Origin of the sequence: Akkermansia sp. RCC_12PD (assembly GCF_036417355.1) — a bacterium.
Lineage (GTDB): Bacteria > Verrucomicrobiota > Verrucomicrobiia > Verrucomicrobiales > Akkermansiaceae > Akkermansia.
In genome coordinates, this window is sequence record NZ_CP143889.1 from 214,522 (window position 1) to 239,051 (window position 24,530).

The 24,530-nt window shown below is 53.4% G+C and carries 28 protein-coding genes and 1 tRNA gene; 16 read left to right on the forward strand and 13 right to left on the reverse strand.

Annotation, left to right across the window (positions count from 1 at the left end):
- The first annotated feature begins 9 nt into the window (after positions 1-9).
- From V3C20_RS00825 to V3C20_RS00850, 6 genes are all read left to right on the forward strand, one after another.
- Entirely contained in the window at positions 10-1,668 is a 1,659-nt protein-coding gene (locus tag V3C20_RS00825) for a GspE/PulE family protein (protein ID WP_130083380.1), read from the forward strand.
- A gap of 66 nt (positions 1,669-1,734) precedes the next feature.
- Entirely contained in the window at positions 1,735-3,003 is a 1,269-nt protein-coding gene (locus tag V3C20_RS00830) for a type II secretion system F family protein (protein ID WP_130083379.1), read from the forward strand.
- Between the two features lie 20 nt (positions 3,004-3,023).
- Positions 3,024-3,689 carry a prepilin-type N-terminal cleavage/methylation domain-containing protein gene (locus V3C20_RS00835; protein ID WP_130083378.1) on the forward strand — a complete coding sequence of 222 codons (666 nt, stop codon included), beginning with the start codon at positions 3,024-3,026 and terminating at the stop codon, positions 3,687-3,689.
- A gap of 131 nt (positions 3,690-3,820) precedes the next feature.
- Positions 3,821-4,750 carry a glycosyltransferase family 2 protein gene (locus V3C20_RS00840; RefSeq protein WP_130083377.1) on the forward strand — a complete coding sequence of 310 codons (930 nt, stop codon included), beginning with the start codon at positions 3,821-3,823 and terminating at the stop codon, positions 4,748-4,750.
- 24 nt (positions 4,751-4,774) lie between these two features.
- A complete protein-coding gene (locus V3C20_RS00845; RefSeq protein WP_130083376.1) occupies positions 4,775-5,359 on the forward strand; it encodes a glycosyltransferase family 2 protein in 585 nt (194 codons plus the stop codon).
- A gap of 315 nt (positions 5,360-5,674) precedes the next feature.
- Complete coding sequence (locus V3C20_RS00850) at positions 5,675-5,848, forward strand: hypothetical protein (protein ID WP_153812540.1); 174 nt, start codon at positions 5,675-5,677, stop codon at positions 5,846-5,848.
- Positions 5,849-5,982: 134 nt separating this feature from the next.
- On the opposite strand, the gene V3C20_RS00855 is transcribed toward V3C20_RS00850, so the two are convergent.
- Both V3C20_RS00855 and V3C20_RS00860 read right to left on the reverse strand, forming a co-directional pair.
- Positions 5,983-6,438, reverse strand: coding sequence for a nucleoside-diphosphate kinase (locus V3C20_RS00855; RefSeq protein WP_130083375.1), 456 nt, complete (start codon positions 6,436-6,438; stop codon positions 5,983-5,985).
- Between the two features lie 103 nt (positions 6,439-6,541).
- Complete coding sequence (locus tag V3C20_RS00860) at positions 6,542-7,324, reverse strand: hypothetical protein (protein WP_130083374.1); 783 nt, start codon at positions 7,322-7,324, stop codon at positions 6,542-6,544.
- A 93-nt stretch (positions 7,325-7,417) separates the two neighbouring features.
- Between V3C20_RS00860 and V3C20_RS00865 the strand changes: the two genes are divergently transcribed.
- The 3 genes from V3C20_RS00865 to smpB all read left to right on the forward strand — a co-directional run bounded on the left by V3C20_RS00865 (position 7,418) and on the right by smpB (position 8,829).
- Positions 7,418-7,984 (forward strand): pseudouridine synthase, encoded by a 567-nt coding sequence (locus tag V3C20_RS00865; protein WP_130083373.1) that lies wholly within the window; start codon positions 7,418-7,420, stop codon positions 7,982-7,984.
- Between the two features lie 72 nt (positions 7,985-8,056).
- Positions 8,057-8,278 carry a DNA-directed RNA polymerase subunit omega gene (locus tag V3C20_RS00870; protein WP_067571584.1) on the forward strand — a complete coding sequence of 74 codons (222 nt, stop codon included), beginning with the start codon at positions 8,057-8,059 and terminating at the stop codon, positions 8,276-8,278.
- A gap of 92 nt (positions 8,279-8,370) precedes the next feature.
- Complete coding sequence (smpB, locus tag V3C20_RS00875) at positions 8,371-8,829, forward strand: SsrA-binding protein SmpB (RefSeq protein WP_130083372.1); 459 nt, start codon at positions 8,371-8,373, stop codon at positions 8,827-8,829.
- A 63-nt stretch (positions 8,830-8,892) separates the two neighbouring features.
- Here the strand turns inward: smpB and V3C20_RS00880 are convergent, their stop codons facing one another.
- Both V3C20_RS00880 and V3C20_RS00885 read right to left on the reverse strand, forming a co-directional pair.
- Positions 8,893-9,195: a hypothetical protein gene (locus tag V3C20_RS00880; RefSeq protein ID WP_130083371.1), complete on the reverse strand. Its 303-nt coding sequence runs from the start codon at positions 9,193-9,195 to the stop codon at positions 8,893-8,895.
- A 19-nt stretch (positions 9,196-9,214) separates the two neighbouring features.
- Positions 9,215-9,778, reverse strand: coding sequence for a ribonuclease H-like domain-containing protein (locus V3C20_RS00885; RefSeq protein WP_130083370.1), 564 nt, complete (start codon positions 9,776-9,778; stop codon positions 9,215-9,217).
- A gap of 80 nt (positions 9,779-9,858) precedes the next feature.
- On the opposite strand from V3C20_RS00885, the gene V3C20_RS00890 reads away from it, so the two are divergent.
- Positions 9,859-10,335, forward strand: a complete 477-nt coding sequence (locus tag V3C20_RS00890; RefSeq protein WP_130083369.1) for a tRNA (cytidine(34)-2'-O)-methyltransferase — start codon at positions 9,859-9,861, stop codon at positions 10,333-10,335.
- Positions 10,336-10,354: 19 nt separating this feature from the next.
- On the opposite strand, the gene V3C20_RS00895 is transcribed toward V3C20_RS00890, so the two are convergent.
- The 3 genes from V3C20_RS00895 to tsaB form a co-directional block, all read right to left on the reverse strand.
- Positions 10,355-11,002, reverse strand: a complete 648-nt coding sequence (locus tag V3C20_RS00895; protein WP_130083368.1) for a DUF2238 domain-containing protein — start codon at positions 11,000-11,002, stop codon at positions 10,355-10,357.
- A gap of 73 nt (positions 11,003-11,075) precedes the next feature.
- Positions 11,076-12,218 carry a citrate/2-methylcitrate synthase gene (locus V3C20_RS00900; protein WP_130083367.1) on the reverse strand — a complete coding sequence of 381 codons (1,143 nt, stop codon included), beginning with the start codon at positions 12,216-12,218 and terminating at the stop codon, positions 11,076-11,078.
- Positions 12,219-12,291: 73 nt separating this feature from the next.
- On the reverse strand, positions 12,292-12,960 hold the full coding sequence (tsaB, locus tag V3C20_RS00905) for a tRNA (adenosine(37)-N6)-threonylcarbamoyltransferase complex dimerization subunit type 1 TsaB (protein ID WP_161981660.1): 669 nt from the start codon (positions 12,958-12,960) through the stop codon (positions 12,292-12,294).
- Positions 12,961-13,181: 221 nt separating this feature from the next.
- Between tsaB and V3C20_RS00910 the strand changes: the two genes are divergently transcribed.
- From V3C20_RS00910 to V3C20_RS00920, 3 genes are all read left to right on the forward strand, one after another.
- Positions 13,182-13,994, forward strand: coding sequence for a hypothetical protein (locus tag V3C20_RS00910; RefSeq protein WP_130083365.1), 813 nt, complete (start codon positions 13,182-13,184; stop codon positions 13,992-13,994).
- Between the two features lie 80 nt (positions 13,995-14,074).
- Positions 14,075-14,599 (forward strand): hypothetical protein, encoded by a 525-nt coding sequence (locus V3C20_RS00915; protein ID WP_130083364.1) that lies wholly within the window; start codon positions 14,075-14,077, stop codon positions 14,597-14,599.
- 116 nt (positions 14,600-14,715) lie between these two features.
- A complete protein-coding gene (locus V3C20_RS00920; protein ID WP_130083363.1) occupies positions 14,716-15,159 on the forward strand; it encodes a hypothetical protein in 444 nt (147 codons plus the stop codon).
- Positions 15,160-15,184: 25 nt separating this feature from the next.
- Here V3C20_RS00920 and V3C20_RS00925 read toward each other — a convergent pair whose 3' ends face one another.
- The 6 genes from V3C20_RS00925 to V3C20_RS00950 form a co-directional block, all read right to left on the reverse strand.
- Complete coding sequence (locus V3C20_RS00925; RefSeq protein WP_130083362.1) at positions 15,185-16,108, reverse strand: hypothetical protein; 924 nt, start codon at positions 16,106-16,108, stop codon at positions 15,185-15,187.
- Between the two features lie 17 nt (positions 16,109-16,125).
- Entirely contained in the window at positions 16,126-16,935 is an 810-nt protein-coding gene (locus V3C20_RS00930) for a hypothetical protein (protein WP_161983221.1), read from the reverse strand.
- Positions 16,936-17,302: 367 nt separating this feature from the next.
- Positions 17,303-17,956: a hypothetical protein gene (locus V3C20_RS00935; protein WP_130083360.1), complete on the reverse strand. Its 654-nt coding sequence runs from the start codon at positions 17,954-17,956 to the stop codon at positions 17,303-17,305.
- Positions 17,957-18,167: 211 nt separating this feature from the next.
- Positions 18,168-19,025, reverse strand: coding sequence for a hypothetical protein (locus tag V3C20_RS00940; RefSeq protein WP_130083359.1), 858 nt, complete (start codon positions 19,023-19,025; stop codon positions 18,168-18,170).
- 287 nt (positions 19,026-19,312) lie between these two features.
- The gene (locus tag V3C20_RS00945) at positions 19,313-19,738 is read right to left on the reverse strand and encodes a hypothetical protein (RefSeq protein WP_130083358.1); all 426 of its coding nucleotides are present in this window, start codon (positions 19,736-19,738) and stop codon (positions 19,313-19,315) included.
- 551 nt (positions 19,739-20,289) lie between these two features.
- Positions 20,290-20,364: transfer RNA gene (locus V3C20_RS00950), tRNA-Arg, on the reverse strand.
- Positions 20,365-20,478: 114 nt separating this feature from the next.
- On the opposite strand from V3C20_RS00950, the gene V3C20_RS00955 reads away from it, so the two are divergent.
- From V3C20_RS00955 to V3C20_RS00965, 3 genes are read left to right on the forward strand one after another with little or no spacing between them, the layout of a single operon-like run.
- Positions 20,479-22,152, forward strand: coding sequence for a hypothetical protein (locus V3C20_RS00955; protein WP_130083357.1), 1,674 nt, complete (start codon positions 20,479-20,481; stop codon positions 22,150-22,152).
- 50 nt (positions 22,153-22,202) lie between these two features.
- Positions 22,203-23,387 carry an iron-containing alcohol dehydrogenase gene (locus V3C20_RS00960; RefSeq protein WP_130083356.1) on the forward strand — a complete coding sequence of 395 codons (1,185 nt, stop codon included), beginning with the start codon at positions 22,203-22,205 and terminating at the stop codon, positions 23,385-23,387.
- A 51-nt stretch (positions 23,388-23,438) separates the two neighbouring features.
- Positions 23,439-24,464, forward strand: coding sequence for a hypothetical protein (locus V3C20_RS00965; protein ID WP_130083355.1), 1,026 nt, complete (start codon positions 23,439-23,441; stop codon positions 24,462-24,464).
- Positions 24,465-24,530 lie beyond the last annotated feature (66 nt).

A 24,530-nucleotide genomic window follows, 5' to 3' on the forward strand; every position in this document is an offset into this window, starting at 1 on the left:
CAGAACATTATGGACACCAATCTCACACTGGAACTTTTCATCGGCCGGGGAATGATCGACAAGTCCCTAGCCAAGGACATCAAGGAGGAAATGGCGACCTCCGGCAAGGAACTGCCGGAAGTGCTCGCGGACTTTGGCATCATCGGCAACAAGGACGACATCTGGCAGATGATCGCCAGCGACCTGGGTACGGAATTCATCACGCTGGACAATTTCCACCCGGACCCCAACGTACAAAACATGATGCCCGCCACGCTCGTTCGCCTGCATGGCGCGCTGCCCGTCCGCTATGGGCCTGAGGGCCTGTACGTCTGTCTGGTGGACCCCCTGAACCCTCAAACGGTGGAAGACCTGCGTTTCGCCCTCGGCCAGGACATCCATGTTCTTGTAGCGCCGGACTATCAGATTACCGACCGCATCAACGAATTGTACGGCGGGGAATCCGCCGCCATGAAAGACCTGATGCAGGAGCTCAACAACATGGAAGTCAGCAATGAGACGGAAGACTCCGCCGCTGCTCCCGTGATCCGCTTTGTGGACCTGGTCATCACCCAGGCCATCAAGGAAAAAGCCTCCGACATTCACTTTGAACCCTTTGAAAAGGAGTTCAAGATCCGCTACCGCGTGGACGGCGCCCTCTATGAAATGCAGCCGCCGCCCGTCCACCTGTCCGTCCCGGTCATCTCCCGTGTAAAGGTCATGTCCAACATGAACATCGCGGAACGCCGTGTGCCGCAGGACGGCCGAATCGTCAAGCAGATAGGTGACCGGTCCGTGGACATGCGTGTTTCCACCCTTCCCACCCAGTACGGGGAATCCGTGGTGCTCCGCGTTCTGGACCGTTCCTCCGTCAATCTGAACCTGGACAACCTGGGCCTTCCCCCCCACATCCACGAATACATTCTGGATACGGTTCACAAGCCTAACGGCATTTTCATCGTCACCGGCCCCACCGGCGCCGGGAAAACCACCACGCTGTATGCGGCTCTAAGGGAAATCAACACGATCGACTCCAAGGTGCTGACGGCGGAAGACCCGGTGGAATACGACATTGACGGCATCATCCAGATTCCGATCAACGAGGCCATTGGCCTGGACTTCCCGATGGTGCTCCGCGCCTTCCTGCGACAGGACCCGGACCGCATCCTGGTGGGGGAAATGCGAGACATGGCCACGGCCCAGATCGCCATCCAGGCATCCCTGACGGGCCACCTGGTGCTTTCCACCCTGCATACGAACGACTCCGCCGGAGCCATCACACGTCTGGTGGACATGGGCTGTGAGCCCTTCCTGGTGGCAGCTTCCCTGGAAGGGGTACTGGCCCAGCGCCTCGTGCGCACCATCTGCCCGGACTGCCGCACGCCATACGAACCTTCCTCCAGCATCCTCTCCCAGCTTGGCGTTTCTCCCTACGAACTGGGGGACAAGCACTTCTATACGGGCCGGGGTTGTGACAAATGCTCCAACTCGGGCTACAAGGGCCGGAAAGGCATCTACGAACTCCTGGACATCAACGACACCCTGCGGGACATGATCACGGACCGAGCCCCTTCCGTGGTGCTGAAACAGAAAGCGATTGAAATGGGCATGTCCACCCTGCGCGAAGACGGCCTGAGGAACATTTACGACGGCAATACCACCATTGAAGAAGTGCTGAAATACACTTAATGGAGCAGCGGAAAGCCACACTACCATTTCACCTATCAAGCAGCGAACACTTAAAAAACAATATATATGCCTAAATATCAATATACAGCACTTGACCATAAAGGCGACCAGAAAACGGGGACCCTGGAGGCCAATTCGGAAGCGGAGGCCATGGAGTCCATCCGGGCGCACGGCCTGTACCCTACCCAGATTGTAGAAGCCGGAAAAGGCAAGCTCCAGGAAACGGGTGCGACCAAGAAGAAGGCCAAGGGAGCCAAAGGCAAGAAAGGCAAGCTGGGCGGCAGAATCAAGGCCAAGGCCCTGATGATTTTCACCCGCCAGCTCGCCACCCTGATTGATGCGGGCCTGCCCCTGCTCCAGAGCTTAAACGTGCTGGCCAAGCAGGAAGCAAACCCCACCCTGCGCGTAACTATTGAAGCCCTGGGCGACTCCGTGCAGGGAGGCTCCACGTTCTCCGAAGCGCTGGCGCAACACCCCCGCATTTTCGACCGCCTCTTCGTCAACATGGTGAAGGCAGGGGAACTCGGTGGTGTGCTGGAAGTCGTGCTCAACCGTCTGGCGGAATATCAGGAAAAGGCCCAGAAGTTGAAAAGCAAGGTCATTTCCGCCATGGTGTATCCCTCCATCGTGCTGTTCATTGCAGTAGGCATCGTGATCTTCCTGATGCTGGTCATCGTGCCGAAGTTCAAGACCATGTTCGCGGAACAGAACCAGGAATTGCCCGCCATTTCCGAATTCGTGTTCGGTATCAGCGACTGGTTCATGGCCGCCCCCTTATTCGTGCCGAACGCCGTCATTCTGGCAGCCATTGTCGCCATCCTGTACTCCATTTTCGTGGCCATGAGCAAGACACCCAACGGCCGCCGCAAGATAGACTCCGCCCTGCTGACCATGCCGGTTATCGGCAACGTGCAGAGCAAGAGCGCCATTGCGCGGTTCGCCCGGACCTTCGGCACCCTGGTTACTTCCGGCGTGCCCATCCTCCAGGCACTGACCATCACGAAGGATACGGCGGGCAACATGATCGTCGGCGACGCCATCGGCCTCATTCACGACTCCGTGAAGGAAGGGGAATCCGTGGTCACGCCCATGTCTTCCTCCAAACTCTTCCCGCCCATGGTGATTTCCATGGTGGACGTGGGTGAAGAAACCGGCCAGCTCCCGGACATGCTCCTCAAGGTTGCCGACGTGTACGACGACGAAGTGGACAACGCCGTGGGCGCCATGACCTCCATGCTGGAACCCATCATGATCGTGTTCTTGGCCGTGGTCGTCGGCGGCATCGTGTTCGCCATGTTCCTGCCCCTTCTCCAGGTCATTGAAAAGATGGGTTAACCCCCTTACGGAAAACGTAGATGAAGATTCGCACCTCATACAGCCGCCTGCGGGCGGAAAGGGGCTTCACTCTCATGGAAATCCTGGTGGTCATGGTTATCATCGTGGTGCTTGCCACATTGACCATCTCCATCTACACATGGCTTGAAACCAGGAAGAACGAGCAGGCCGCGGAATCCATCGTCCGCAAGATTGAAATGGGGCTGTCCAGCTACCATAACGACCATGACCGCTATCCCTACGGAACGGAAGCCCCCTTCCGCAACCACGGGGCAGCCGTGGCGGACGGCGAGGAATTCAGTTCCAACGTTGTTTACATGGCCCTGTTCGGCGACTACAAGAATGAAGGCGTTCCCGCCAGGGACGCCACCATTTACAACGACGAGATGAACCCCGCCACCCAGCCCAAGAGCAACCCGCTTGTCCGGCAGATCAAGGTGACCAAGGCCGGGCAGCAGGTGACCCTGTACATCCTGACGGACCCGTGGGGTTCTCCCTACCGCTACCGCCTGGGCAGCGAGCAGGCCCTTCCCACCAAGTCCGCCAGTGCCAAAAACCTGAAGATGGGAACGGGACAAAACCCGGACTACGACTTCTGGAGCTTCGGCAAGGACGGAGACAGCGACCTGAGAGATCCGCGCGCCCCTGAAAACCAGGACGACATCGGCAATCTGCCCAAATTCTAAAATCCGGCCTTTTTCCCGGTTGACCGGTTTTCGGCAGCCTTTCCCTCCCGGCGGGGGAAAGGCTGTTGTGCGTTCAAAACACTTATTTTCTGGAATCGGTAGAGGGACAGGCATATATTGTGCTCATTGGTATGAAGCGTATTTCCCTGATTATTCCCTGTCTGAATGAAGAACAAGCCATCCCGGAATTCAAGAAAGAAGTGGACCGGGTATTCAGCGAGCACTTGAATGGTTATGAGAGGGAACTCATCTTCGTAGACGACGGGTCCACGGACCATACCCTGCAAACGATCAAGGACCTGACGGCGGAGTCTCCGGAAATAAGATTCATCTCCTTTTCCCGCAACTTCGGGAAGGAGGCGGCTATTTACGCCGGGCTGGAAGCCGCTACGGGCGATTATGCCGCCGTGATGGACGTAGACCTGCAGGATCCTCCCTCCCTGCTCCCGGACATGCTCGCAGCCATTGAAGAGGAAGGATACGACTGCGCCGGCACCCGCCGGACTACCCGGGAGGGGGAACCCGCGCTCCGCTCCTTCTTTGCCCGTGCCTTTTACAAGACCATCAACAGGATTTCGGACACGCACATCGTGGACGGAGCCCGGGACTACAAGCTGATGACGCGCCCCGTTCTGGAAGCCCTGCTCTCACTCAAGGAATACAACCGTTTTTCCAAAGGGCTGTACGAATGGGTGGGCTTCCGTACCAAATGGTTTGAATATGAAAATGTGGAGCGTGTAGCGGGAAAAACCAAATGGTCCTTCTTCAAGCTCTTCCTGTATTCCATTGAAGGCATTGTCGCGTTTTCCACGGTTCCTTTGGCGCTGGCGTCCATCATCGGGGTGATGCTCTCCCTCATCTCTTTCCTTTCCATCATTGTCCTGATGGTCCGGGAACTTATCTGGCACCATTCCGCCTACGGCTGGACCTCCATGGTCTGCATCTTCTGCCTGATGGGCGGCATCATCCTGCTGTGCCTGGGCATTTTGGGCCAATACCTGGCCAAGACCTATACGGAAGTGAAAAGGCGCCCTATTTACATAGCCAGAGAGCGTTCCTGAACATCCGAATCCCCATTTTCCACTATGGACACGGAACCGGATTTCTCCATTGTCACCCCCAGTTTCAACTACACTACCTATGTCCGGGAATGCATTGAAAGCGTCCTGGGCCAGGAAGGGGCCACGTTTGAACACATCATCCAGGACGCGGGCTCCACGGACGGCACGCTGGATATTCTGCGGGAATATCCCCACCTGAAACTGCATGTGGAAAAGGACTCCGGCATGTCGGAAGGCATCAACCGCGGTTTCCTCAAGGCCACGGGCAAATGGGTCATGTGGCTGAACACGGACGACAGGCTTCTTCCGGGAGCCCTGGCCGCCATCAAGGCTTTTGCCGATTCCCGCCCGGATGCGAACGTCGTGTACGGTGCCTGGAACTTCATCGGCCCGGACGGCGGCGTCCAGCGTTCCATGAAAGATCTGCCGTACAGCCTGAGCATGCATATCTGGTACGGCACCTATCTGGCGTCCACCGCCCTGTTCCTGCGCCGTTCCACGACCATTGACGAAGGTATCCTGCTGGATGAACGCTTCCATTACGATATGGACGGGGAATATTACGCGCGGTTGGGACGCACCGGCAAAAAATGGGTTTTATATACTTAAGTTCAGACTCACGGAACTGTTTTATTCTTCTTGCTTTTGCCCCTTCTAAACGTCCTGCATGAGTGATTTTTAGATAACGAATTCCAATTTCCGCGAGCATGGCTTCCCATCCTTCTCCATTGGCAGATTCTAGGAAAGCAATAAGTTTGCCGCCTGTGTTCCGGTTCTCGTGTAAACGCGGAGAAAAGGTGATGGATTGTTAGACTAAAGTTAAGTATATAATTCCCTAAAAAATTCGCCCATTACAATAAATTGCTGGCGGACTTCCGCTAGCACAGAGACATCCTGAGCGCTCCGAACATCGAGTGCCGGGACATGGAGTCCGAACTGAAACGCCAAAAGCAGCACGGAGAAGACGCCGCTATCAAGCGCGTTTACGGCTATTCCTTTTCCAGACAAAGTTATAACAACATCATGGACGGTTTTCTCCGCGAAGCCTACCGCCTGAAAAAGGCATTCCTGTACCTGACCACCCCCTGGGAAAAATAGCCGTTCTGTTCCCGGCGGCGGCACGCATGATGCCGTAAAAACGGCCGGCATCTCTTCTAATGCCTTCCGTTTTCATGAAACAGGGCCGCACCAGCAAAAGCAGATGCGGCCCCGAATAACCGGATGATGAAATTTTAGTTGAGGCTGTCGAACAGTTCCTCTTCCCGGAAAAACCTCTTCAATTCTATTTCCGCTGATTCGCTGCTGTCGGAAGCATGGCACACGTTCATCATGCTGTCCGTTCCATAATCGCCGCGAATAGTACCCTTGTCGGCTTTCTGGGAATTGGTGGGCCCCAGCAGTTCCCGCACGCGGACGATGACGCCCGGCCCTTTCAGCGCAATGGCAATGACGGGGGAACTGGTCATGAAATCAAGAAGTTTGGGGAACAGGAGCTCTCCATTGACGACGAGATCCAGGATATGGGCGTAATGCTCCCGGAGAATGGGTTCATCAAGCTGAATCATCTTTATGCCACGCAAGCGAAACCCTTCAGACAACAAGCGTTTCAGGATGGTGCCGGAAAGATTTTTCCGAACGCAGTCGGGTTTCAATAAAATCAGCGTAGTTTCTTCTTTGGTGTTTGGCATAAATTCAGCGAAGTCTTAGAATGAGTGAGGGAATTACACCCTAAACCGCGACAGGTCAAGGATAATTACACGCCCGGAACGTTATCGGAACGGGGATATTCCGTCACAGACCCTTCTTGTAGGTGTCGCAGCGGTTCTTCCATCCGGCCAGCCAGCGACCCTCGCCCCGCCCGGGAGGACTGTTGTCCACCCGCCGTTGAAGCACCCTCTTGGCCGCTTCCGCAAATTCAACCGCGGCCGGCTGGCCAGGAGAAGCCGGGCGCATTTCCTCCAGAACCTGCCTGAGCCCCCAGCCCTGCCCGCGATACTGTTCCGAGGGATTCGTGCCCTCCCCCTTGAAATTGACGTAGTCGATCAAGGCATACATGCCATTGGGCGCCGCCGCCACGGCATTGTACCTGGCCGCCATTTCACCGGGGCGGCGGGACTGTTTCCTGATGCGGTCTAGGGCCGCCAGAGAACGGTTGATGATAAAATCCGTCTGCATTTGGAGGGCCGCCGGACTGGACAGCCACTGGCGCATGCGGTCCGGAAGGCCTCCCCGGACATCCGCCCTGATAAATTCCTCACGGGTCTTCCACGGCGCGGGGCCGTAACACCATTCAGGCAGGCGGGCGCCCCTTCTCCTGCAAAACTCGACAAATGGAGGGAAACTCTCTTCAAACTTCTCCCGGACTCCGGCCGGGAACCAGATAAAATGCCCTATGCCCAGGGATGGAAAAGCCTCTCCGCGGTTCCAGGACACCAGCCCCCTGACGGTTCCGGAACACTCGTTCTGCCAGATTTTCCGCGCTATCTTCCCTTTCACTTCCGCCGCATCGGGAGCGGCCTGCACCCATCCGACGAGGCAGCAGGCCAATATGCAGCCCAGGATTCTTGCTTGCATGGGCACACTTTCAGGCCGGAGGGGAGGCAAGTCAAGCCGCTTCCATTTCTCGTGCCAAAGCTTCCGGAGCATGATAAACTGCGCCCGCACCGCATGATTCTGGCTTTCAACAAACCCTACGGAGTGCTTTCCCAATTCACACGGGAGGCGCCCCACCACAGGACTCTGGCTGAATTCGGATTTCCGTCCGGCGTCTATCCCGTAGGCCGCCTGGACTCGGATTCGGAAGGGCTCCTGCTGCTCTCCGATGAAAAAAAGCTGGTGGACCGCCTGTTGAATCCGCGGAACAGGCATCCCAGAACGTACTGGAGCCAGGTGGAGGGGAGACCTTCCCCGCGGGACTTACTCCCGCTGGAACGCGGCGGCATCCTCATCCGGGACTACCGCACCCTGCCGTGCCGCGCGCGCCTCATTCCCAGAGAACCGGACGTCCCGCCGCGGGAACCGCCCGTCCGCTTCCGGGCCAATATTCCGACCGCATGGCTGGAGCTCACGCTGGTGGAGGGCAAAAACCGCCAGGTGCGGCGCATGACCGCGGCCACGGGTTTTCCTACGCTCAGGCTCCTGCGTGTCAGGATAGGGAATTTGCCGCTGGACGGCCTGGAGCCGGGCACATGGAAGGAGCTGTCGCCGAGTGAACGGCAGGCCGTCATGCCGTAATATGGGGTTGATTTTTCCCGAAAAAAACATTTATATGTTTTCCCGCATCAGGAGATCCTACATCTATTTTACATGAAAGCCGAACTTGTCGAACAAGCCTCCAAAATCATTCCCGAGCCCCAGCTGCTGATTAACGTGGTTTCCCGCCGCGTCGCCCAGCTCAACAGCGGCCGTGCTCCGCTGATTCCCACCACGCCCCATATGGGAAACGCGAACATCGCCCTGACGGAGATTATTGAAGGCAAGCTTGTCTATCACGTCCCCTCCGACACCCTGCAGGAGGCCGCCCAGTAACTCCCCTGCCCCCTCCCGTTCCCATCCGGAACCCATCCCCTTCATCAAGCCCCCGGTTCTTCTGGCCCGGGGCTTTTTCATCCCCGCCGAACATGAGCGCAGACATCTCCTCCAATAAAAAAGCCCGCCGGGACTACGAAATCCTGGATACCTGCGAATGCGGGCTGGAACTCAAAGGCACGGAAGTCAAATCCATCCGTGCCGGAAAGGTGAACATTGCCGATGCATTCGCCAGAGTGGAAAACGGCCAGATGCTCCTGTACGGTTGTGACATCCAGCCGTGGGAGACGGCCGGGGAATTTTTCCAGCACAAGGCGCGCCGCCCCCGCCGCCTGCTGCTCCACAAGCGGGAAATCTTTAAGCTGGAACAACAGGTCTCCCAGAAGGGCTGTTCCCTCGTAGCCCTCAAGCTGTACTGGAAAAACGGCAAGGTCAAGCTGGCCCTGGGGCTGGGCAAAGGCAAGACCCACCGCGACCAGCGCTACGACCTCAAGGCCCGCGTGGAAATGCGGGAAGCCCAGCGGGAAGTGGCCCGCATCAACAGGCGGTAAGGATTGGGGGTGCCTTTTTTCTTCAGCCTGCTTTTCAGGCGGGATGCATCACCGTTCTCAGCATTATTGCAGCACAACGTTCAGCGGTCCCCACAGCACGGAAAAATAAATAAGGGAAGTCATTCCATACACCAGAAGGCATACCGGAACCATTAGCCACAAACCTTTCCGGAACAGAAGGATGCACGCCAGCAGCCCAAAAAGGCAGTGGAAAAGCAGCAGCACGGAGAAGAGAACAATCACCATGCCATTGAACGCAGCCGGTTCAAAGATATGGAAACCTACCCCCTCAAGAATACCCACGCCGGGAAGCCCCAGAGGGATCAGCCACATATAGCGGTCCAGCCATTTCCACATCCTGTTCATGCCACGCAGACGGGACGGGTTACAGCTTCCAGTCTACGGGCAATTCCACGGTGCCCCCTTTCTTGTCGTCATAGCGGATGAAACCGTGTTCCGCTCCATACCAGTGAACATCGCGGGTAACCTTCACGTCAAAACAGCAGTAGCGCGCTATGTCCATCAGCAGTTCCACATTCCCGGTCTTCACGTAATCCGCCCACCACTTGAGGGCCTGGGTGCCCACCGCCGTCTTGGAGGAGCCTATGGAAGCCGCGGCCACGGAATCCAGCTTGACGCGGACTCCGCCGCGCTGCTCGATATCCCGGCACAGGTCCAGATTGTTCGTGATGTCCGCCATGTTCCACATCGTATAACGCTGGAGCACGCCGTAGTCGAAGTGTTCGTGGTTGTAGCCCACCACCAGGTCCGCCTGGCGGAGCTGCGTGATGAGGTCGTCCACCATTTCCTCGGAATAAATCGTGTATTTGCCGGAAGCGGTGGAATAAGTCACGCCCACGGACATGCGCATCTCGGCCGTGTTGTGCCAGCCTCCCACCTCTGCAGCGGAGTGGCGGGTTTCCAAGTCAAAATACACGATGTCTCTCATCGGAGGGAAAGGTACATTATTTGTTTCTCTGGAACAAGTCTCTCTTGAAAGGAAAGGCCGTTTGTGATGAGATCAGCCGCATGCCGCCGCGCTTCAACATCGTCATGTTTCATCCGGAAATCCCCCACAATACCGGGGCCGCCGGACGTCTGGCGCTGGCTACGGGTTCCAGACTGCACCTGGTCAAGCCGCTGGGATTCAGCCTGGATGAAAAACATGTGAGGCGTACCGGTCTGGACTACTGGGCAAAAGTGGACCTGCACGTCTGGGAAAACCTGGAGGAACTTCAGCGGAACGCCGGTCCGGAAGCGCGCTTCTGGTACCTGAGCACCAAGGCGAAGCGGACGCACTGGGAGGCGGAATTCCGCCGGGGGGACTATCTGGTCTTCGGTCCGGAGTCCAGGGGATTGCCGGAAAGCATGCTGAAAGAGCATACGGACGCCGCCCTGACCATACCCATGCCGGGGGAAGGCTCCCGGAGCCTGAATCTCTCTACCGCCGTAGCCGTCGTCCTGTATGAAGGGCTACGGCAAACGGGCGGACAAAACGGCCTTTGACATCCTCCGGTCCTGCCGCTCAGGCCTTCCTGCCGCCGCACATGTCCATCAGGCTGGGCGCGCCGCCGTCTTCCTCCTTCCCCTGCCCCTTCCAGGGACGCACCAGATAAAAAAGCGCAAGGGACGCAATGGCGCCGCAGGTATCGCAGAACATGTCTTTCTGGGCGTCCCATACATCGCCTTGGGAACCGAGGAAATCGTTGGCGTCATTCCCTCCGATGATGACTGCATACTGCCATTCGATAATTTCATAGGCCGCCGCCACGGCCATCACGAAGAAAAGGCCGAAAATCCCCGCCAGAATCTTGCCCGCGTACTGCTTGCGCACCAGGTATTCTGCCACGGGGAAAGCATAAAAGCCCACCGTGAAGTGAGCTATGCGGTCAAAAGGGTTCCTGTGCGCGCCCACCAGTTCCCGGAACCATTCGAAAGGAACTTCTGCAAACGTGTAATGGGCGCCTACCGTGTGGCACGCCAGCCAGAAAAACATCAGCGTGTAGGACCAGTTGCTGAAACGGAAGGTCCGGGACCACACCGTCAGAACCGCTGCCACGAGAACCACGGGAATCACCTCCGCCACCCAGACGGACCGGGAGGCCGGAGATATGCCCATCACAAGGAACAGCAGGAGGAAAACGGCTAGCAGAAAACAGGGATACTTCTTCATGAGAGAGTGGCAGTCATCATACGAAAAAGACGCCGGAATTCAATCTCCGGCGTCCTCTCCATGGAAAAATGCCCTACCGCATGTCGATCGTGGGAACGGGAATGCGGTCCTTCGGCCCCGTGTACAGGGTCAGGGGCCTGTAAAGCGTGTTGTCTTCCATCTGTTCCAGCACCTGGGCCACCCACCCGGAACAACGGGCAATGGAGAAAATAGCCGTAAACAGCCTGGTGGGAATGCCGATGCTGTAATAAACCGTAGCGGAATAAAAATCCACATTCGCATTGAGCCCCTTGCGTTCACGGACAAGTTTGGCGATGCGTTCCGACATGCGGATCCATTTGGGTTCTCCTATCTTGGAGGAAAGGCGGATGGCCATGCGGCGCAGATGCGGCGCACGCGGATCCAGAACGCGGTACACGCGGTGGCCCATGCCCATGATCTTCTCCTTGCGGGAAAGCTTGTCCTCAATATAGGAATCCACCCCGTCTTCCGTGCCTATCTCCTTGAGCATCTCAATCACCCCCTCATTGGCACCGCCGTGCAGCGGCCCTTTCAGGGTGCCGATGGCCGCAGTAATCGCGGAATACATGTCGGAAAGGGTGGCGATGCACACACGGGCGGCAAAGGTGGAGGCGTTCATGCCGTGGTCCGCATGCAGGATATAGGCCACGTCCAGAATATGGGCTTCATCCGGATTGGGCTCCTCACCTTTCAGCAGCCACAAAAAATGTTCGGATTCGCTCAGGTCTTCCCGCACGGGCGGCAGGTCCAGCCCCTGGCACAGGCGGTAATAATACGCCACCATCACGGGCACCTTGGCAATCAGGCTGAGGCCTATCTCCTTCAGCTGGCCGGGGTCCTTGGTGCGGTCGTCATACATGCCCAGCATGGAAACCGCCGTCCGGAGGGCGGACATGGGACGGGCGGACTTGGTGGCGGTCTTGAAAAAATCCAGAACGGGCTGGGGGAGATCACGGTCCGAACGGAGGCGGTTCCTGATGCCTTCCAATTCATCCCGGTTCGGAAGGCGCTTGTTGAGAAGCAGATAAACGACTTCCTCAAAACAGCACATTTCCACAAGATCATCAATATCGTACCCCAGATACAAAAGGCGCCCTTCCTCACCGCGCACATCACTCAAAGCGGATTCGTTGGCGATGATGCCTTTTAATCCTTTGGGGTATGTGCGTCGTTCAGAAAAAGTGTCATTGCTCATGGTCTAAAAATACTACTAGTGATGAAGATTACCGATTAAAAGTCTAACAATCTTCCAGAAAGTCAAACCCTAATTACGCCTTCACGGCCCAGGCGGGGCGTTTGGAGGAAGTGATATGGGGAGCCCGGACATACAGCGGTTCCGCCGGCGCCGCCAGAAGCTCCTCCCGTCGCGCAACATCCAGGGCCATCCATGCGGAACCCAGTGCTTCCGCATGCGGAAGAACGGGCAGGACGCCCTCCATGCTCCTGGCGGCCAGGACCCCGGCGGCCTCCGTGGAATACACGGGGATTCCGGTCTTCAGGCATTCCCGCACCCGGGCTGCGGTCTGCTCCCCGGGCAGCACTTCCGGGGAACCCTCCAGAACTCCGGCAGTCACGCGAGCCCATGCCCAGCCTCCACGCCGGGCGTCTGACATCACGCAGGCCAGCGGAGCATGAATGCCGAGTCCGTTCCATGAACTAAACGCCGCGACGCGCGAGCCATGCACCAGGGACAAGCCGTCCGCCACAGCCAGCGCCACGCGGATTCCTCCGTAGGAACCGGGACCGGAACCCACCACGATTTCCGCCAGACGGCGGCCTTCCAGGGAATCCAGGACCTTGCGTACGGCTTGAAAAATGGCTGAGGTATGGTTGCGCTCCGCTTCCCATTCCACACGGCACAACAGGACGCCTCCGGCCCATGCCGCGGCGGAAAGCCGTGCACAGGAAGTTTCCAGAACCAGAAGCGCCTCTTGCATGTGGCGGATCATACAGCAGGGAGGGACGTTCATAAAACATTTTTTGCCCCTCTTTTGCGAAGAACCAAATTTGGTTCGCCTTCTGCCGGAAATCCGGCTATCCTGATTTTACACCTCTCCACCGCATGCCCAAGGCACCAAAATACACACCGAGACGCCGCGACTGGCGCCGGTATGCAGAAACAGCCGGCCGGCCGCGCTCCGCGGCAAGCCTTCGCAATATGATGAGGCAATGCAACCGGGAAGCCTGGGACAAAACACACCGTGCCCAAGTCACGTCCGACTGCTGGGAGGATGAATACGAAGACTTCTCGTTCATGGACCTGCCCCGGAAAACCCGGTTCATCAGGCACGCGGTGGCCACCTTCCTGCTCCTGCCGCTGGCCCTTATCACGGCCATGTCCCTGTGCGACCAGCTCGCCCACGCGTCGGGCAGTCTCAACATTCTTTTCTCCATTCCGGTCTGGTATGCCCTGATGGGGGCGGCTGTCTGGATCGTGCTGGGATGCAGCAGGCTGTTCACCACTTCCCTGCTCTACCTGTACGTGCTGGGCCATGAACTGACGCACGTGCTGGCGGTCTATTGCAGCCGGGGCTCCGTCAGCAAATTCAACGCCTCCCTGGATGGCGGCTACATTCAAACGAATAAAAACAACCTGTTCATCTCCCTTTCCCCCTATTTCCTGCCCCTCTGGGGCATGCTGTGGGGGCTAGTCTGGGGAATCGTCCATATCTTCTGGCCCACCATTACCTGCGAGGCGCTGCTCTACTCCGGCCTGGGATTCTGGTGGTGCTTCCATCTGTTCTGGACGGCATGGATCATTCCCAAGGACCAGCCGGACCTGGCAGGCAACGGAACCTTCTTCTCCCTGATCCTCGTTTACTTTGCCAACCTGCTTCTGTTCCTGGGCCTCTTGCGCCTGTTCAATGCAGTAAGCATCAACAAATTCCTGGCAGACTGCCTTCACAATGCGGAACGGCTGTGGGACACAGCCAGGGATCTGGCCCTGTTTACGGTAGGACTGTTCCTATAAAAAACATCTTTTCCCGTGCAGGGAATCATGAACGGCGCAAGCCGGAAAGGAATCCAATAATTCAGAACAAAGGAGTTCCCATGCATACCACACACTTGATTGCCCTGTCCCTGGCCGCCGCCGCCCTAGTGGCCTGCAACCCCAAGGAAACCGTGAAGGCCCTGACCTCCGACCAGAACGTCACCCAGGAAATGGCCGTAAGATTTGCGGAAAACATGGTCGGCCTTCCGCGGGCGCTCGTTGTCTCGGACGCCAGAAAAGCCGCCCCCGGTGAAAAAGTCACCGTGAAAGGGGCTGTTCTGGGTGAAGAACCCGTCTTTGCGGAAAACATTGCCTCATTCACCATTGGAGATCCTGCACAACTGCTGGCCAACATGCAGGAACACGGAACATGGACTACCGACAGCGTCCCCGTGGAAATCAGGAAAGACAACACCATGACCGTCCAGTTCGTGGACGAGCAAGGCAACCCGATCAAACAATCCGCCAAGGGCGTCAACGGACTGAAGGAACGTGACGCGGTCATCATCACCGGAACCATCGACCCCCATTCCACACCGGAACGCCCCGTGCTTAACATTGAAAGCATTGTAATTGAAAAATAAATTTCCCGTGCCAGCCCCGGATTCATGTCAACGGTTCAGGCGTGTTGCTCCTAGACCGTTTTCCGCATCAGCATTCGGGCATGGGATTTGATCCGGTATCTTTAGGAATGATAGCCATGGCAGCCACCTCCGTAGCGGCGGGGACCGCTTCCGCCGCGGCACAGAAAAAAAGCGCAGACGCCACCAAAAAAGCGGCGGACGCGAACGCCGCCACGCTGAGGAACGAAGCGCAGCTTCAGAAACAAACCGGTCTGGAAAACTCCAGGCGCATGCAAAAGGACGCCACACGGCAAATGGGAGAAGCCCGGCTGGATGCCGCACAATCCTCCCTGCTCAGGGAAGGGTCTGTGCCGGTACGGGAACAGGCCCTTGCCACACGGCTCCAAACCCAAATTCAGGATGAGGCGGCGCAAGCCATGAGAAACGCCCAATCCCTGTACAACAGGGCGGACATGGAACAATACATGGGCCGCTCCAATGCCAGGGCCCAGAAAACGGCGGCAGCGGGTACCCTGCTCTCCAGCTTCGCGCAAGGGGGCAACTCCCTGCTCAAATGGTGAGCCGACTCCTTCTGGGCATAAAACCTCAGCGGGCACTCCTGCCCGCTTCCGCAACGTCCGCTGGAGCGGGAGGTAAATCCGGCATGACCCCTCCTATTCCCACCCTGAAGTCTGCCGGAATCGTCACCCAGCGCGCCGTTCCCTGGTACAGGACTTCCACATTCACAAACTTGACGGAAGAATCAAACAGGTAGGACCTGCCTATACCTCCATAGTCCATGTGCTGGAATGTCAGCCTGGGCGTTATCCTGTTTCCGTCCAAATCGTGAAATAAAAAACCCTTCGGGTGGAAAATGCTGTTCGAATACACCATGAACCTCCAATTCTCGCCCGGAACCTTATCCAAGTGCGGAACTTTGTCCTCCCTATTCCTGGTCACCTTCATGAGTACCTTGTCCAGTTTGGAAATATCAACGACATCCAGAACGCCCGTACCCTCCCTTATGGAAACGGGATCAGTCATGGAAACAGTACTCCCGGACTCTTTCAATTCAACTGTCCCGAAATCCAGAATCTCCAACTTCTCACTGACGGGAAAAAGGAAATTCCCCTTCAGTTCAAACCAGCGCGGCATGCCGGAGGCAGGCAGGACAACCTCCAGCATCACCTCCACGCCAACCAGCGGCTTGCCTTTGACAGAAAACCCGGAAAGCTCCGTTCTCGTGATCTCCAGCTCCATTCCGTCGGAACCGGTCACCGTCAAATCCTGATCCGCCCGCTCCAGCCCAAGCATTCCGGAACCAGGAAACACGCAGTACAACAGTATCTGACACACCCGGTAAGCATGGCCGTGTTCGTTGTTCCGTTTCTGAAATCTCAGGGAAGCCAGCTCCACGCAAATCTTATCGCCCTCATCTTCGTTGGCAGGGGCCATCTGCGGCACGGCATCGGAAGCTGCCAGGAGTGCAGAACTCCAGCAGGCGGCCAATAATATCCCTGGTAATTTCATTTCAGCACCAACATGGGTTACGGAGCTATCATGCCTCCCGCTCCGATTCTTAAATCCAGGGGAACCTGCCGCAAAGTCACCTTGTTCCAATAGGACACTGTCACCTTCAAGGAACGGATCTTCTCCGGCACGAGGTACCCTGTCTCCCAAAATCTGCTCTTGCTGCTTTCCCGTCCAGAGCTAGGAAAAAAGCTGTTTCCCTGTCTCCATGCATATTCCGGCAGCGCCATCCCCTTATCGTCCTTGACAAGGAACGCCCTGAAGTGGAAGTCCATATCCCCCTCCACCTTCAGTCCCCAGGCCTCCGGGTATTTTTTCAAGGAAAGCGTCACCTCTTTTCCGGAAGAATCCGGCAGCGGGACCCGAATTTTCGCTTCTTCTTTGTCCAGAAAAAACGTCACCGGCCCCAATTCCGCGGTTTCTTCTCCAAAGGCGCAGAGCAGGTTTCCCCGCAGGCGCACCCACTCGGCAGAGGAATCCGGAGCCGGAGAACGCATGAAAATCCTGACGGGATCTCCATGAAAAGGCCGCTGGCTCTTTTCCGACTCCGAACAAATATGGGAAATCTTCAGCACGTTTCCGTTGGAATCCGTACAGGTGACATCTTCCGGATTCTGTTCGTAATAAACGGGCGCTCCAAGCTGATCTTCATAACGGCACAGCAGTTTTAGCATCATCACGGGCGGCCGCAGGGAAAAACGCAAGGCGGGACGCACATCCATGCCGCGCAACTCCAGGCGCGGATGGCTCAGCAGCGCTGCCGCTGGAGCAGGACAGCCGGCTTCCACCGCCATGCAGGAAAAAACACATGCACACAGCGCCTTCATGGGAGAGAACGAGGCGCAATCTAACAAACAGCTAAAAACAGGCAAGAAAAAAGATCAATCCTTTCCGGAAGACAAATGGCCTCCGGCAGCCATTGCATCCTGTAAAACTTCCGGAACCTTTTCCAATTAGCCCTATAGATGGCATGCCTCATGATGAGTTTAATTTTCTCTGTATCGTATGAGATGGTTATTCCTTCTCATTTTTCATTCCGTTCAAAACACCTCCATATCCTGCAAGATGAACAATGCGGGGCCACTGTTCACACTGTTTCCGACTGGATGTCATCGCGGCGACCGATCCCAGTCAAGTCAATTGTCCGCATTTAAAAGTTGATTGCCGGAACAAAATTAAAGCATGTAATTCCGTTCAATAATAATCAATTTTTCTTAGATTCCGAAGACGGACCCCTGACTCAAATTTTTGAGGCAACAAAAAAGTCGGCTCACACCGGTGAGTTGGAATGGGATATTTGCAATAGGCCAGCATGAGTAATGCATCCATGTAAGGAACAGTAAATGAAATGCTTTCTGTACACTTAAAGTAATAGGTATATTTATGTTGATAACCGCTCGATAAAATTGCCACTATGTAATTTATGGATTGTTCCTTGTAATTATCATTTAGTTCATTCATCTTGCGCTTCCCTGATTCAGAGAAGGTAATATTCAAATTGACTTGCCCAGGTTTATTTTTAATAGTTTGATAACCTATTTTTTTAATATCATTCTCTAAAATAAGAATAGGTTTCTGATTAATGAAAGACAAATCCGGAATTTCATTTGTTGCAAAAAATGGAAATAGCATGGAACACGATGTTTTTTCATTTTCTAAAACGATAGAAATACTCGCATTGTGTATCATGGATTCTCCGGGCAATAAAGTTTTCAACTTTATGTTTTTCCCGGTCCATTGCAAAATGCTTTTTTGTTCGGATTGTTCGGCTGACACATGACTCTGCAACTCAATATAGCTCAGAAAGGTCAGTCTGTTCGTAATAATGTTCTGGATAACATCAACCATGCAATTCGGAACTCGAATTTCACAGATAATATCAGAAGAATTTTTTTTAACTTCTTCCTGAGCGAATACAAATGGGGAAGAAACTAGAAAAAAATGGATAACAATATGAAAAATTTCATGATTTTTTTCAGGACTGAAGGAATATAAATTGTTTCTCGTATAAAAGGTGGAAAAAATAAATGCCGGATTCCCTTTTATTCATCATAACCTTCTATATTTCACCACAGAAATCAAAAAAACTGGATATCAATATTTTATATTCTTGAGAGGAAATATATTTTTTAGACATTTCTCTTTGATCGTTAGATTTATTCCCGTTTTCTTTACCATAAGACTCAGGAAATGCAAATGAATCATAATCATAATATTTTTCGAAAGATTTTCTCCACTGGCCTTTATTTTCTTTGACATAACGAAAATATTCATTCTCCCACCCATCAAAGCCTTGATGTGATAAATGCTGTTTTTCCAGCCATATGGTAAAACATATTGCTAACAGTAACGCATGATGGGAATCAGCAACTTTAGAATTTTCAATATATGATAAGAGACTGTGTATTTTATAAAATTCTGACAAGGAATTTTTCTTAAAAAACATGTATTTATCTTGATTATCGGCGTTAATATTAAAAGATGGCTTACTTTTAATATCAAATTTTGGAAACCTCAGTCCTTTAAATATTTTAGACATATATACTTGCAAAACATTATTCCATCCCTCATTTATTAAAAAGTAAGCATATATATCTGAGTTATTTTTAAGAACTGACTGAAACAATCCTTTCTGTTCAGATTTTTTAAGAATATTATCATATTCGATAAATATTTTCATTAAATCGTTATAGCATTGTTCTCTTATGGATGAATTTTTTATTAAATTCATGTTAAGAAAATCAACTTTGGTAAATAGAAAAAGAAGGCAGTTCTTTTTCCAAAAGCTCCTCATCCAAAGATCATATTTATTATCTTTTTCGCACTTGCCACAGGTTTCTTCTAATTGACTTATTTCTGCATTCGCTTTAACAGCAAGCATAGTGGATATCATTAATATAATTACAAGGGCTTTCATTTTTTCAAGATGTTTTATTCAAATAAATATTATTTATAATACCAAATAATGGGAAGACAGGAGTGCATTTTTCAATACTTCAGTGTTGTATACTAAAGCATTTACGGACTTCTTCATGATATATTTAAGAACTTCTGGAAATTATATTGATATTTCTAGACAGAATGCGTAACTCTATGAGAAAAAGAAAAATCTTTATATTTTTCAAATTTTGTTTTGAGCATTCAATCTCTAATCCTGATCCATCAAATCAGGAAATAATGTTATTACCTAAAAAATTTTTAATGTCAATGGGGAAACCAACCAATGTATAAATACTTTTCTTCCGGATTATAGCAAAGCCAGACAATAGCATTATTTTCTCCTCGTTCAAACGATGTAATAAGATCACCATCTTTTTGTATTTCCATTCCGGGGAAAAATATCTCTCCGGGACTGTTTCCCCAGACACATCTGTAGCGGCTTTCTATATCCTTTTTTAATACGAAAAAATCGGTTTTTTTTAAATTAAATTTAAATCTAGAATAGAAATGAGGAACGGAAAATTCCGGAACAAAAGTTCCTTGATAATGATCCATGTAAATACCAGTCAAACGGTAACATTCTTTGCTTCCTCCATGATCAGGTTGGCCTGTATACATGAATAATGACAAAATGAGTATAAAAAATAAAAGTATATAAAGGAATATCTTTCTAATATGTTTCTTCTTCATGATCACAGTCACGATAATAAAAGAATCAGAAACTAGTTTATACCCCCAAATGGAGTCGGTTCAAATGAGAGAATTCTGAGGATTGGTAATAGTTTATGGTGTATTTGTCTAGCGTATAATGCCGGAGGAAGTCCGGCGCATGCACTATGCGGTCTTTCTTCCTTATATTCTTCTTTCCATTCCTCATGTGACTTTTTCCTGACTGACTTTGACCATCAGTTGGCTTTCCTCACTTTTTTCTCATTCCTTGCCTGCTTGTTGCGATAGGCGATTGAACGGCTTACTTTCGGGTAACGGCAGGCTTGCCGTTCTGCGCAAAATTGCTTCTTTACCGCGTGCCCTACTCTGGTCAACCTCTTTCTTGGTGATAATTCCCGGCAGTAGATCCCCTTCTCATCGTGTTTCCAGCCACTGTAACAAAAATAGTAGCGCTAAAGTGGTGCCGTTTTCTTACGTTCTGGCGACCTTTCCCATGCTTTAAGCGATTTTCAAGCAAGGTTCCAGAACAAAAGAAAAGCCCTATAATCTTTCAACTTATAGAGCTTTACAAGTGGCGTCCCCGGCAGGAATCGAACCTGCATCTAGTCTTTAGGAGAGACCCGTTCTATCCATTGAACTACGGGGACCGGACATTGTCCGTGCAGGACAATAAACGGGAAAATTCCGGGGCTCAAGCAAAAAGCGGCACGATTGCGCCATGAACCTTGATTTTGAACGGTTATTTTTCTAGTTTGGTTTTCATGAGGTTTCTCTCCGCTGCCTGTTTTCTGTCTCTTCTGTACTCTTTCACGGGATGCTGTGCCTGTGGCTATGCCACTTTCCCCGATGCGCGCGCCGCCATACGCGCCACCTACCATCCTCCCTTCACTCCCGACCAGACGGGAGCAAAACTGGAAAATTTAAAATACTATCCCTACCACCTCTATTGGGAAAGCAAACGCATCCCCCTTCCCTTTTTGCACACGCTTCTGCCGGAAGCCGCTTCAGATTATGAACTGGCCGCCACATATTCCGTCTTCCAGGAGCCGGAATCCTCCATTGCGCTCCGGGGGAATGAACTCTACTGGGCTGCGACGGCGCAAGGAACCAACATTCCATATTACGTCAACAGCGCTCCCTTGTGGAAAGGCAGGTGGGTTACTATCCTCAGAGACCATCTTCCGGCCTGTTTCCCCAATGAAACTTTCCCATCCTGGTTTCATCCATATCTCGATCTGGTGGAAGCCCGCATGTATGATGATATCGCACGTCGGCTCCAGCAGGAATACAGCAGGAATTACGTCCTCCGCGGCGTTGCCGCCCTGCCGCCCGCTCTGGCGCAGGAACTTAAAACGACCTGGAAGGAATGCCTGGAAACTGCCGTCCTTGACCTGCCTGTGGAAGTTTTTGAAAGCTGCGACCAGGGATGCTGCTATTATTCTGCGACTCCAGGGCTGGTGGCGACGGAATTGCAGTTTTCCCGCCGCACACTCCCTCTGAAACGCCAGATGTTCCACATTTTCCGCATTCTTTTTGATGCGGCAAGCATGGATGATTTCACGCCCGGTACGCAGCGCATGCTGATGAAACTGTGTGCTGATGCCCGCAGCACTGCTGCTGAAATGAAAAAAGCACCGCCGCATGGAATATCCGTTTCAGAGTTGATGACCAATTTCTTCCCTCCCTTTCCGGACGATGGATACGAGTTATGGGAAGGGAAAAATCCCCCTTTGCGCCATGGCAAGCGCCTGAAGGAAGATACCATCAAAGAATGCTTGGCTCTTCCCCTCTCAAGGAATCCGGTGTGGAAAGACCTGTTTCCCAATACTCCAGAGGACACCGCGGCCTGGATGCACGTTTATCCGGAAGGACCATGCTGCGGCGCATTTATCCACCAGGGCTTTTTGCATGTAGCCACCACAGAACTCGGACTGCCCTTTTACCGCATGCACGATTTCAGCCGGATGGACAATCCCCCGTCCATGTCGCCTTATGAGTTGTGGTGGAACGGTGAAGGAATGAGGGTTCAGCGTTTCTTTTTAAAGCTGGAACCTGCCGCGGAAAAGGAGTTGAAAACCTATCTCCGCCTGCTTGCCCGGTCCAGGAGCGGGAAAAAACTCCAGGAGACCTTCCCGGACATGCTTTTCCGTACGGATCTGGGGAAGGAGGGGCTGATTCAGGAAAACCCGGAGGAAGGCCCCGGACAAGGACTGGATGATGATCCTGATTCCCTTGCACCCGGAATATCAGGCATTCTGACGGATGTTTACCGGTTCCGGAGGTGGGTAAGAATGGACTATCTTCAGGAAGGTTCCGAAGAACTGGAACAGCTCCGGAAGGACAGAAGGGAACTGGAACGGTATTTGGGAAAACATCTTCCGGCAAAAAAGACGGATGCCACATCCGCAACGGCACGGGGCGAACAAAAGCCTTGAGCCGGGAATGGAAGAGACGTAGCGTTGGTTTATCATCCCCCTGTTTCGCCATGCTCAATTTCATTTACGACAACAAGACGACGCTCATTTTCGGAAAAGGAACCCAGCATGAAGCAGGCGGGCTCCTGAAACCGTTCGGCAAAAAAATCCTGCTCCATTACGGAGGCGGCAGCATCAGGCGCTCCGGACTGCACGACGCCATTACGGCATCCTTGAAAGGCGCAGGCGTGGAATATGAGGAACTTGGCGGCGTTCAGCCCAATCCCACGCTGCCCCTGGTGTATGAAGGCATCCGCCTGTGCCGGGAACACGGCCTGGGCCTGGTGCTGGCTGTGGGAGGAGGCAGCGTGATTGATTCCGCCAAGGCAATCGCCCTGGGCGTTCCTTACAGCGGAGACGTCTGGGACCTGTACCTTTCCAAAAAACAGCCGGACTTTGAGCCGCTGCCCGTCGCCACGGTGCTGACCATTCCCGCCGCCGGCAGCGAGAGCAGTCCGAATACGGTCATCACGAATGAAGAGACCAGGAGGAAGCTGGGCTACGGAGCTCCCACACTGCGGCCTGTGTTCAGCATCATCAATCCGGAGCTGTTCTTCACCCTGCCCCACCGCCAGATGGCCAACGGCGTAAGCGACATGATGAGCCACATTTTCGAGCGCTATTTCACCCGGACCCTCCATACGGATCTTTCCGACGGCCTGTGCGAGGCCACCCTGCGCACCATCATGAGAAACGCCCGCATCTTGAACGGGAACTTGAATGATTACGATGCCTGGGCGGAAATAGCCTTCTCCGGCAACATCGCCCACAACAACCTGCTGGGCGTGGGCCGGGAGCAGGACTGGGCCTGCCATGCCATGGAACATGAACTCAGCGCCCTGTACCATGTGGACCACGGCGCGGGCCTGGCCGTCGTCACGCCCGCATGGATGAAGTACGTTTCCCCCCGGCACCGGGACATGTTCCTTCAATTTTCCCTCCACGTGATGCGCGTGGAAGGCTCCTGCCGGGAGCCGGAAGCCATCATCCGGGAAGGCATTGCCAGACTGGAAAGCTTTTACAGGGAACTGGGGCTGCCCACGTCCATGGAGGAACTCGGAATCCGGCCTGAAGATTTTCCGCTGATGGCGGAACAGGCCATCAGCGTACGCGGCCCCATCGGGGGGCTGGAAAGGCTGGATGCGGAGGATGTCCGCAACATCTACCGGCTGGCCTGCCGCAATGGCGGGAACTGATTGCCCTATTCCCGAATACACAGGAAAAGGGGAAATCATCTTCTTCTTTCAATGGAACCGCCCTATTCTTTGCAGGATGGTAGTCGATTGATATTGTTCTCTTATTGCATTTATATACAATTCATGATGAAAACGTGTCAACTGTCAGCCATTTTAGGCGCCATTCTCGTTTCTCCGTGCTCTTCACTCGGAGATTTATCTCCCCATTCCCCAAAAGAAGGGAACAGCGAAGAATTGCAAAGGCAGTCCAGCTCAGAAAAAGGTTCTCTCCCGTCGTCAAACAATAAACACTTCCCAAGAGTCCAGGCAAGGGCCCGGCATCGTGATATTCTACAAAACGAATTGCCTCAGGTTCTGCCCTCTTTTCAGGAACAGGCTCAATGCATTGAAGAAATAGTGGATATCTTTCTTTCCATTGACAGCCTGGAAAATTCCAGCAACGCTGCCGGCCGGTTGAAAAATGCACTGCCAAAACTGCAGATGCTGAATGCCAGGATGAATGCTGAACTCCAGCTTTACGTGGACAAACAGCAGGCTATGACGGCAGGCTACAATCCTGCCGGAGACCCTTTATTGGAAACATATGCCTCCTATCTCCAATCCCGGTTCGTCCTGTTCGGAATAGAGCTTGTTTCATCCATCACGGCCCAGGGCCTAATGACTCCCGAATTGGGAAAATCTCTTCAAATTGCGCCGCCGGCTATTGTTCCGGAAGAAGTCTCCATGTCTCCGAAACTTCAGAATTACTGGAAGGAAAAAATGATTCAGCAAAATCGGCGTAACCGTATTTTGTATTCCCTCCGCACGGAAAACGACATTCCCCGCGTTCAAAAGGAATTGGGTATCTGTGCCGCGGCCCTCCGCAATCTGGAGAAAAAGGAAATGTCCCCGTATCCGCTTCAGAATGAACAGGACAAGGCAGCAGATCAAGTCATGCGCCGCCGGGAAGCCAGTGGACCCATCCGCATTGCGAACGTTTTGACGGCAGTATTGAAAAACCGGGGCTTGCTTGAAAGAAGGGAAGATGGAACATATGTCTTCCAAGGCATGCAAACAATCATGGATCATTTGAAATGAAACAAACCTGCATATTGACCGGGCTGTTTTTCGCAAGCTCTCTCCCATTTGCCGCCCCCTCGTATT

Coding starts and splice junctions, on each gene's coding strand:
- V3C20_RS00825 (WP_130083380.1), top strand. CDS start 10: ATGGACACCAATCTCACACTGGAACTTTTCATCGGCCGGGGAATGATC.
- V3C20_RS00830 (WP_130083379.1), top strand. CDS start 1,735: ATGCCTAAATATCAATATACAGCACTTGACCATAAAGGCGACCAGAAA.
- V3C20_RS00835 (WP_130083378.1), top strand. CDS start 3,024: ATGAAGATTCGCACCTCATACAGCCGCCTGCGGGCGGAAAGGGGCTTC.
- V3C20_RS00840 (WP_130083377.1), top strand. CDS start 3,821: ATGAAGCGTATTTCCCTGATTATTCCCTGTCTGAATGAAGAACAAGCC.
- V3C20_RS00845 (WP_130083376.1), top strand. CDS start 4,775: ATGGACACGGAACCGGATTTCTCCATTGTCACCCCCAGTTTCAACTAC.
- V3C20_RS00850 (WP_153812540.1), top strand. CDS start 5,675: ATGGAGTCCGAACTGAAACGCCAAAAGCAGCACGGAGAAGACGCCGCT.
- V3C20_RS00855 (WP_130083375.1), bottom strand. CDS start 6,438: ATGCCAAACACCAAAGAAGAAACTACGCTGATTTTATTGAAACCCGAC.
- V3C20_RS00860 (WP_130083374.1), bottom strand. CDS start 7,324: ATGCAAGCAAGAATCCTGGGCTGCATATTGGCCTGCTGCCTCGTCGGA.
- V3C20_RS00865 (WP_130083373.1), top strand. CDS start 7,418: ATGATTCTGGCTTTCAACAAACCCTACGGAGTGCTTTCCCAATTCACA.
- V3C20_RS00870 (WP_067571584.1), top strand. CDS start 8,057: ATGAAAGCCGAACTTGTCGAACAAGCCTCCAAAATCATTCCCGAGCCC.
- smpB (WP_130083372.1), top strand. CDS start 8,371: ATGAGCGCAGACATCTCCTCCAATAAAAAAGCCCGCCGGGACTACGAA.
- V3C20_RS00880 (WP_130083371.1), bottom strand. CDS start 9,195: ATGAACAGGATGTGGAAATGGCTGGACCGCTATATGTGGCTGATCCCT.
- V3C20_RS00885 (WP_130083370.1), bottom strand. CDS start 9,778: ATGAGAGACATCGTGTATTTTGACTTGGAAACCCGCCACTCCGCTGCA.
- V3C20_RS00890 (WP_130083369.1), top strand. CDS start 9,859: ATGCCGCCGCGCTTCAACATCGTCATGTTTCATCCGGAAATCCCCCAC.
- V3C20_RS00895 (WP_130083368.1), bottom strand. CDS start 11,002: ATGAAGAAGTATCCCTGTTTTCTGCTAGCCGTTTTCCTCCTGCTGTTC.
- V3C20_RS00900 (WP_130083367.1), bottom strand. CDS start 12,218: ATGAGCAATGACACTTTTTCTGAACGACGCACATACCCCAAAGGATTA.
- tsaB (WP_161981660.1), bottom strand. CDS start 12,960: ATGCAAGAGGCGCTTCTGGTTCTGGAAACTTCCTGTGCACGGCTTTCC.
- V3C20_RS00910 (WP_130083365.1), top strand. CDS start 13,182: ATGATGAGGCAATGCAACCGGGAAGCCTGGGACAAAACACACCGTGCC.
- V3C20_RS00915 (WP_130083364.1), top strand. CDS start 14,075: ATGCATACCACACACTTGATTGCCCTGTCCCTGGCCGCCGCCGCCCTA.
- V3C20_RS00920 (WP_130083363.1), top strand. CDS start 14,716: ATGGCAGCCACCTCCGTAGCGGCGGGGACCGCTTCCGCCGCGGCACAG.
- V3C20_RS00925 (WP_130083362.1), bottom strand. CDS start 16,108: ATGAAATTACCAGGGATATTATTGGCCGCCTGCTGGAGTTCTGCACTC.
- V3C20_RS00930 (WP_161983221.1), bottom strand. CDS start 16,935: ATGAAGGCGCTGTGTGCATGTGTTTTTTCCTGCATGGCGGTGGAAGCC.
- V3C20_RS00935 (WP_130083360.1), bottom strand. CDS start 17,956: ATGGTTGATGTTATCCAGAACATTATTACGAACAGACTGACCTTTCTG.
- V3C20_RS00940 (WP_130083359.1), bottom strand. CDS start 19,025: ATGAAAGCCCTTGTAATTATATTAATGATATCCACTATGCTTGCTGTT.
- V3C20_RS00945 (WP_130083358.1), bottom strand. CDS start 19,738: ATGAAGAAGAAACATATTAGAAAGATATTCCTTTATATACTTTTATTT.
- V3C20_RS00955 (WP_130083357.1), top strand. CDS start 20,479: ATGAGGTTTCTCTCCGCTGCCTGTTTTCTGTCTCTTCTGTACTCTTTC.
- V3C20_RS00960 (WP_130083356.1), top strand. CDS start 22,203: ATGCTCAATTTCATTTACGACAACAAGACGACGCTCATTTTCGGAAAA.
- V3C20_RS00965 (WP_130083355.1), top strand. CDS start 23,439: ATGGAACCGCCCTATTCTTTGCAGGATGGTAGTCGATTGATATTGTTC.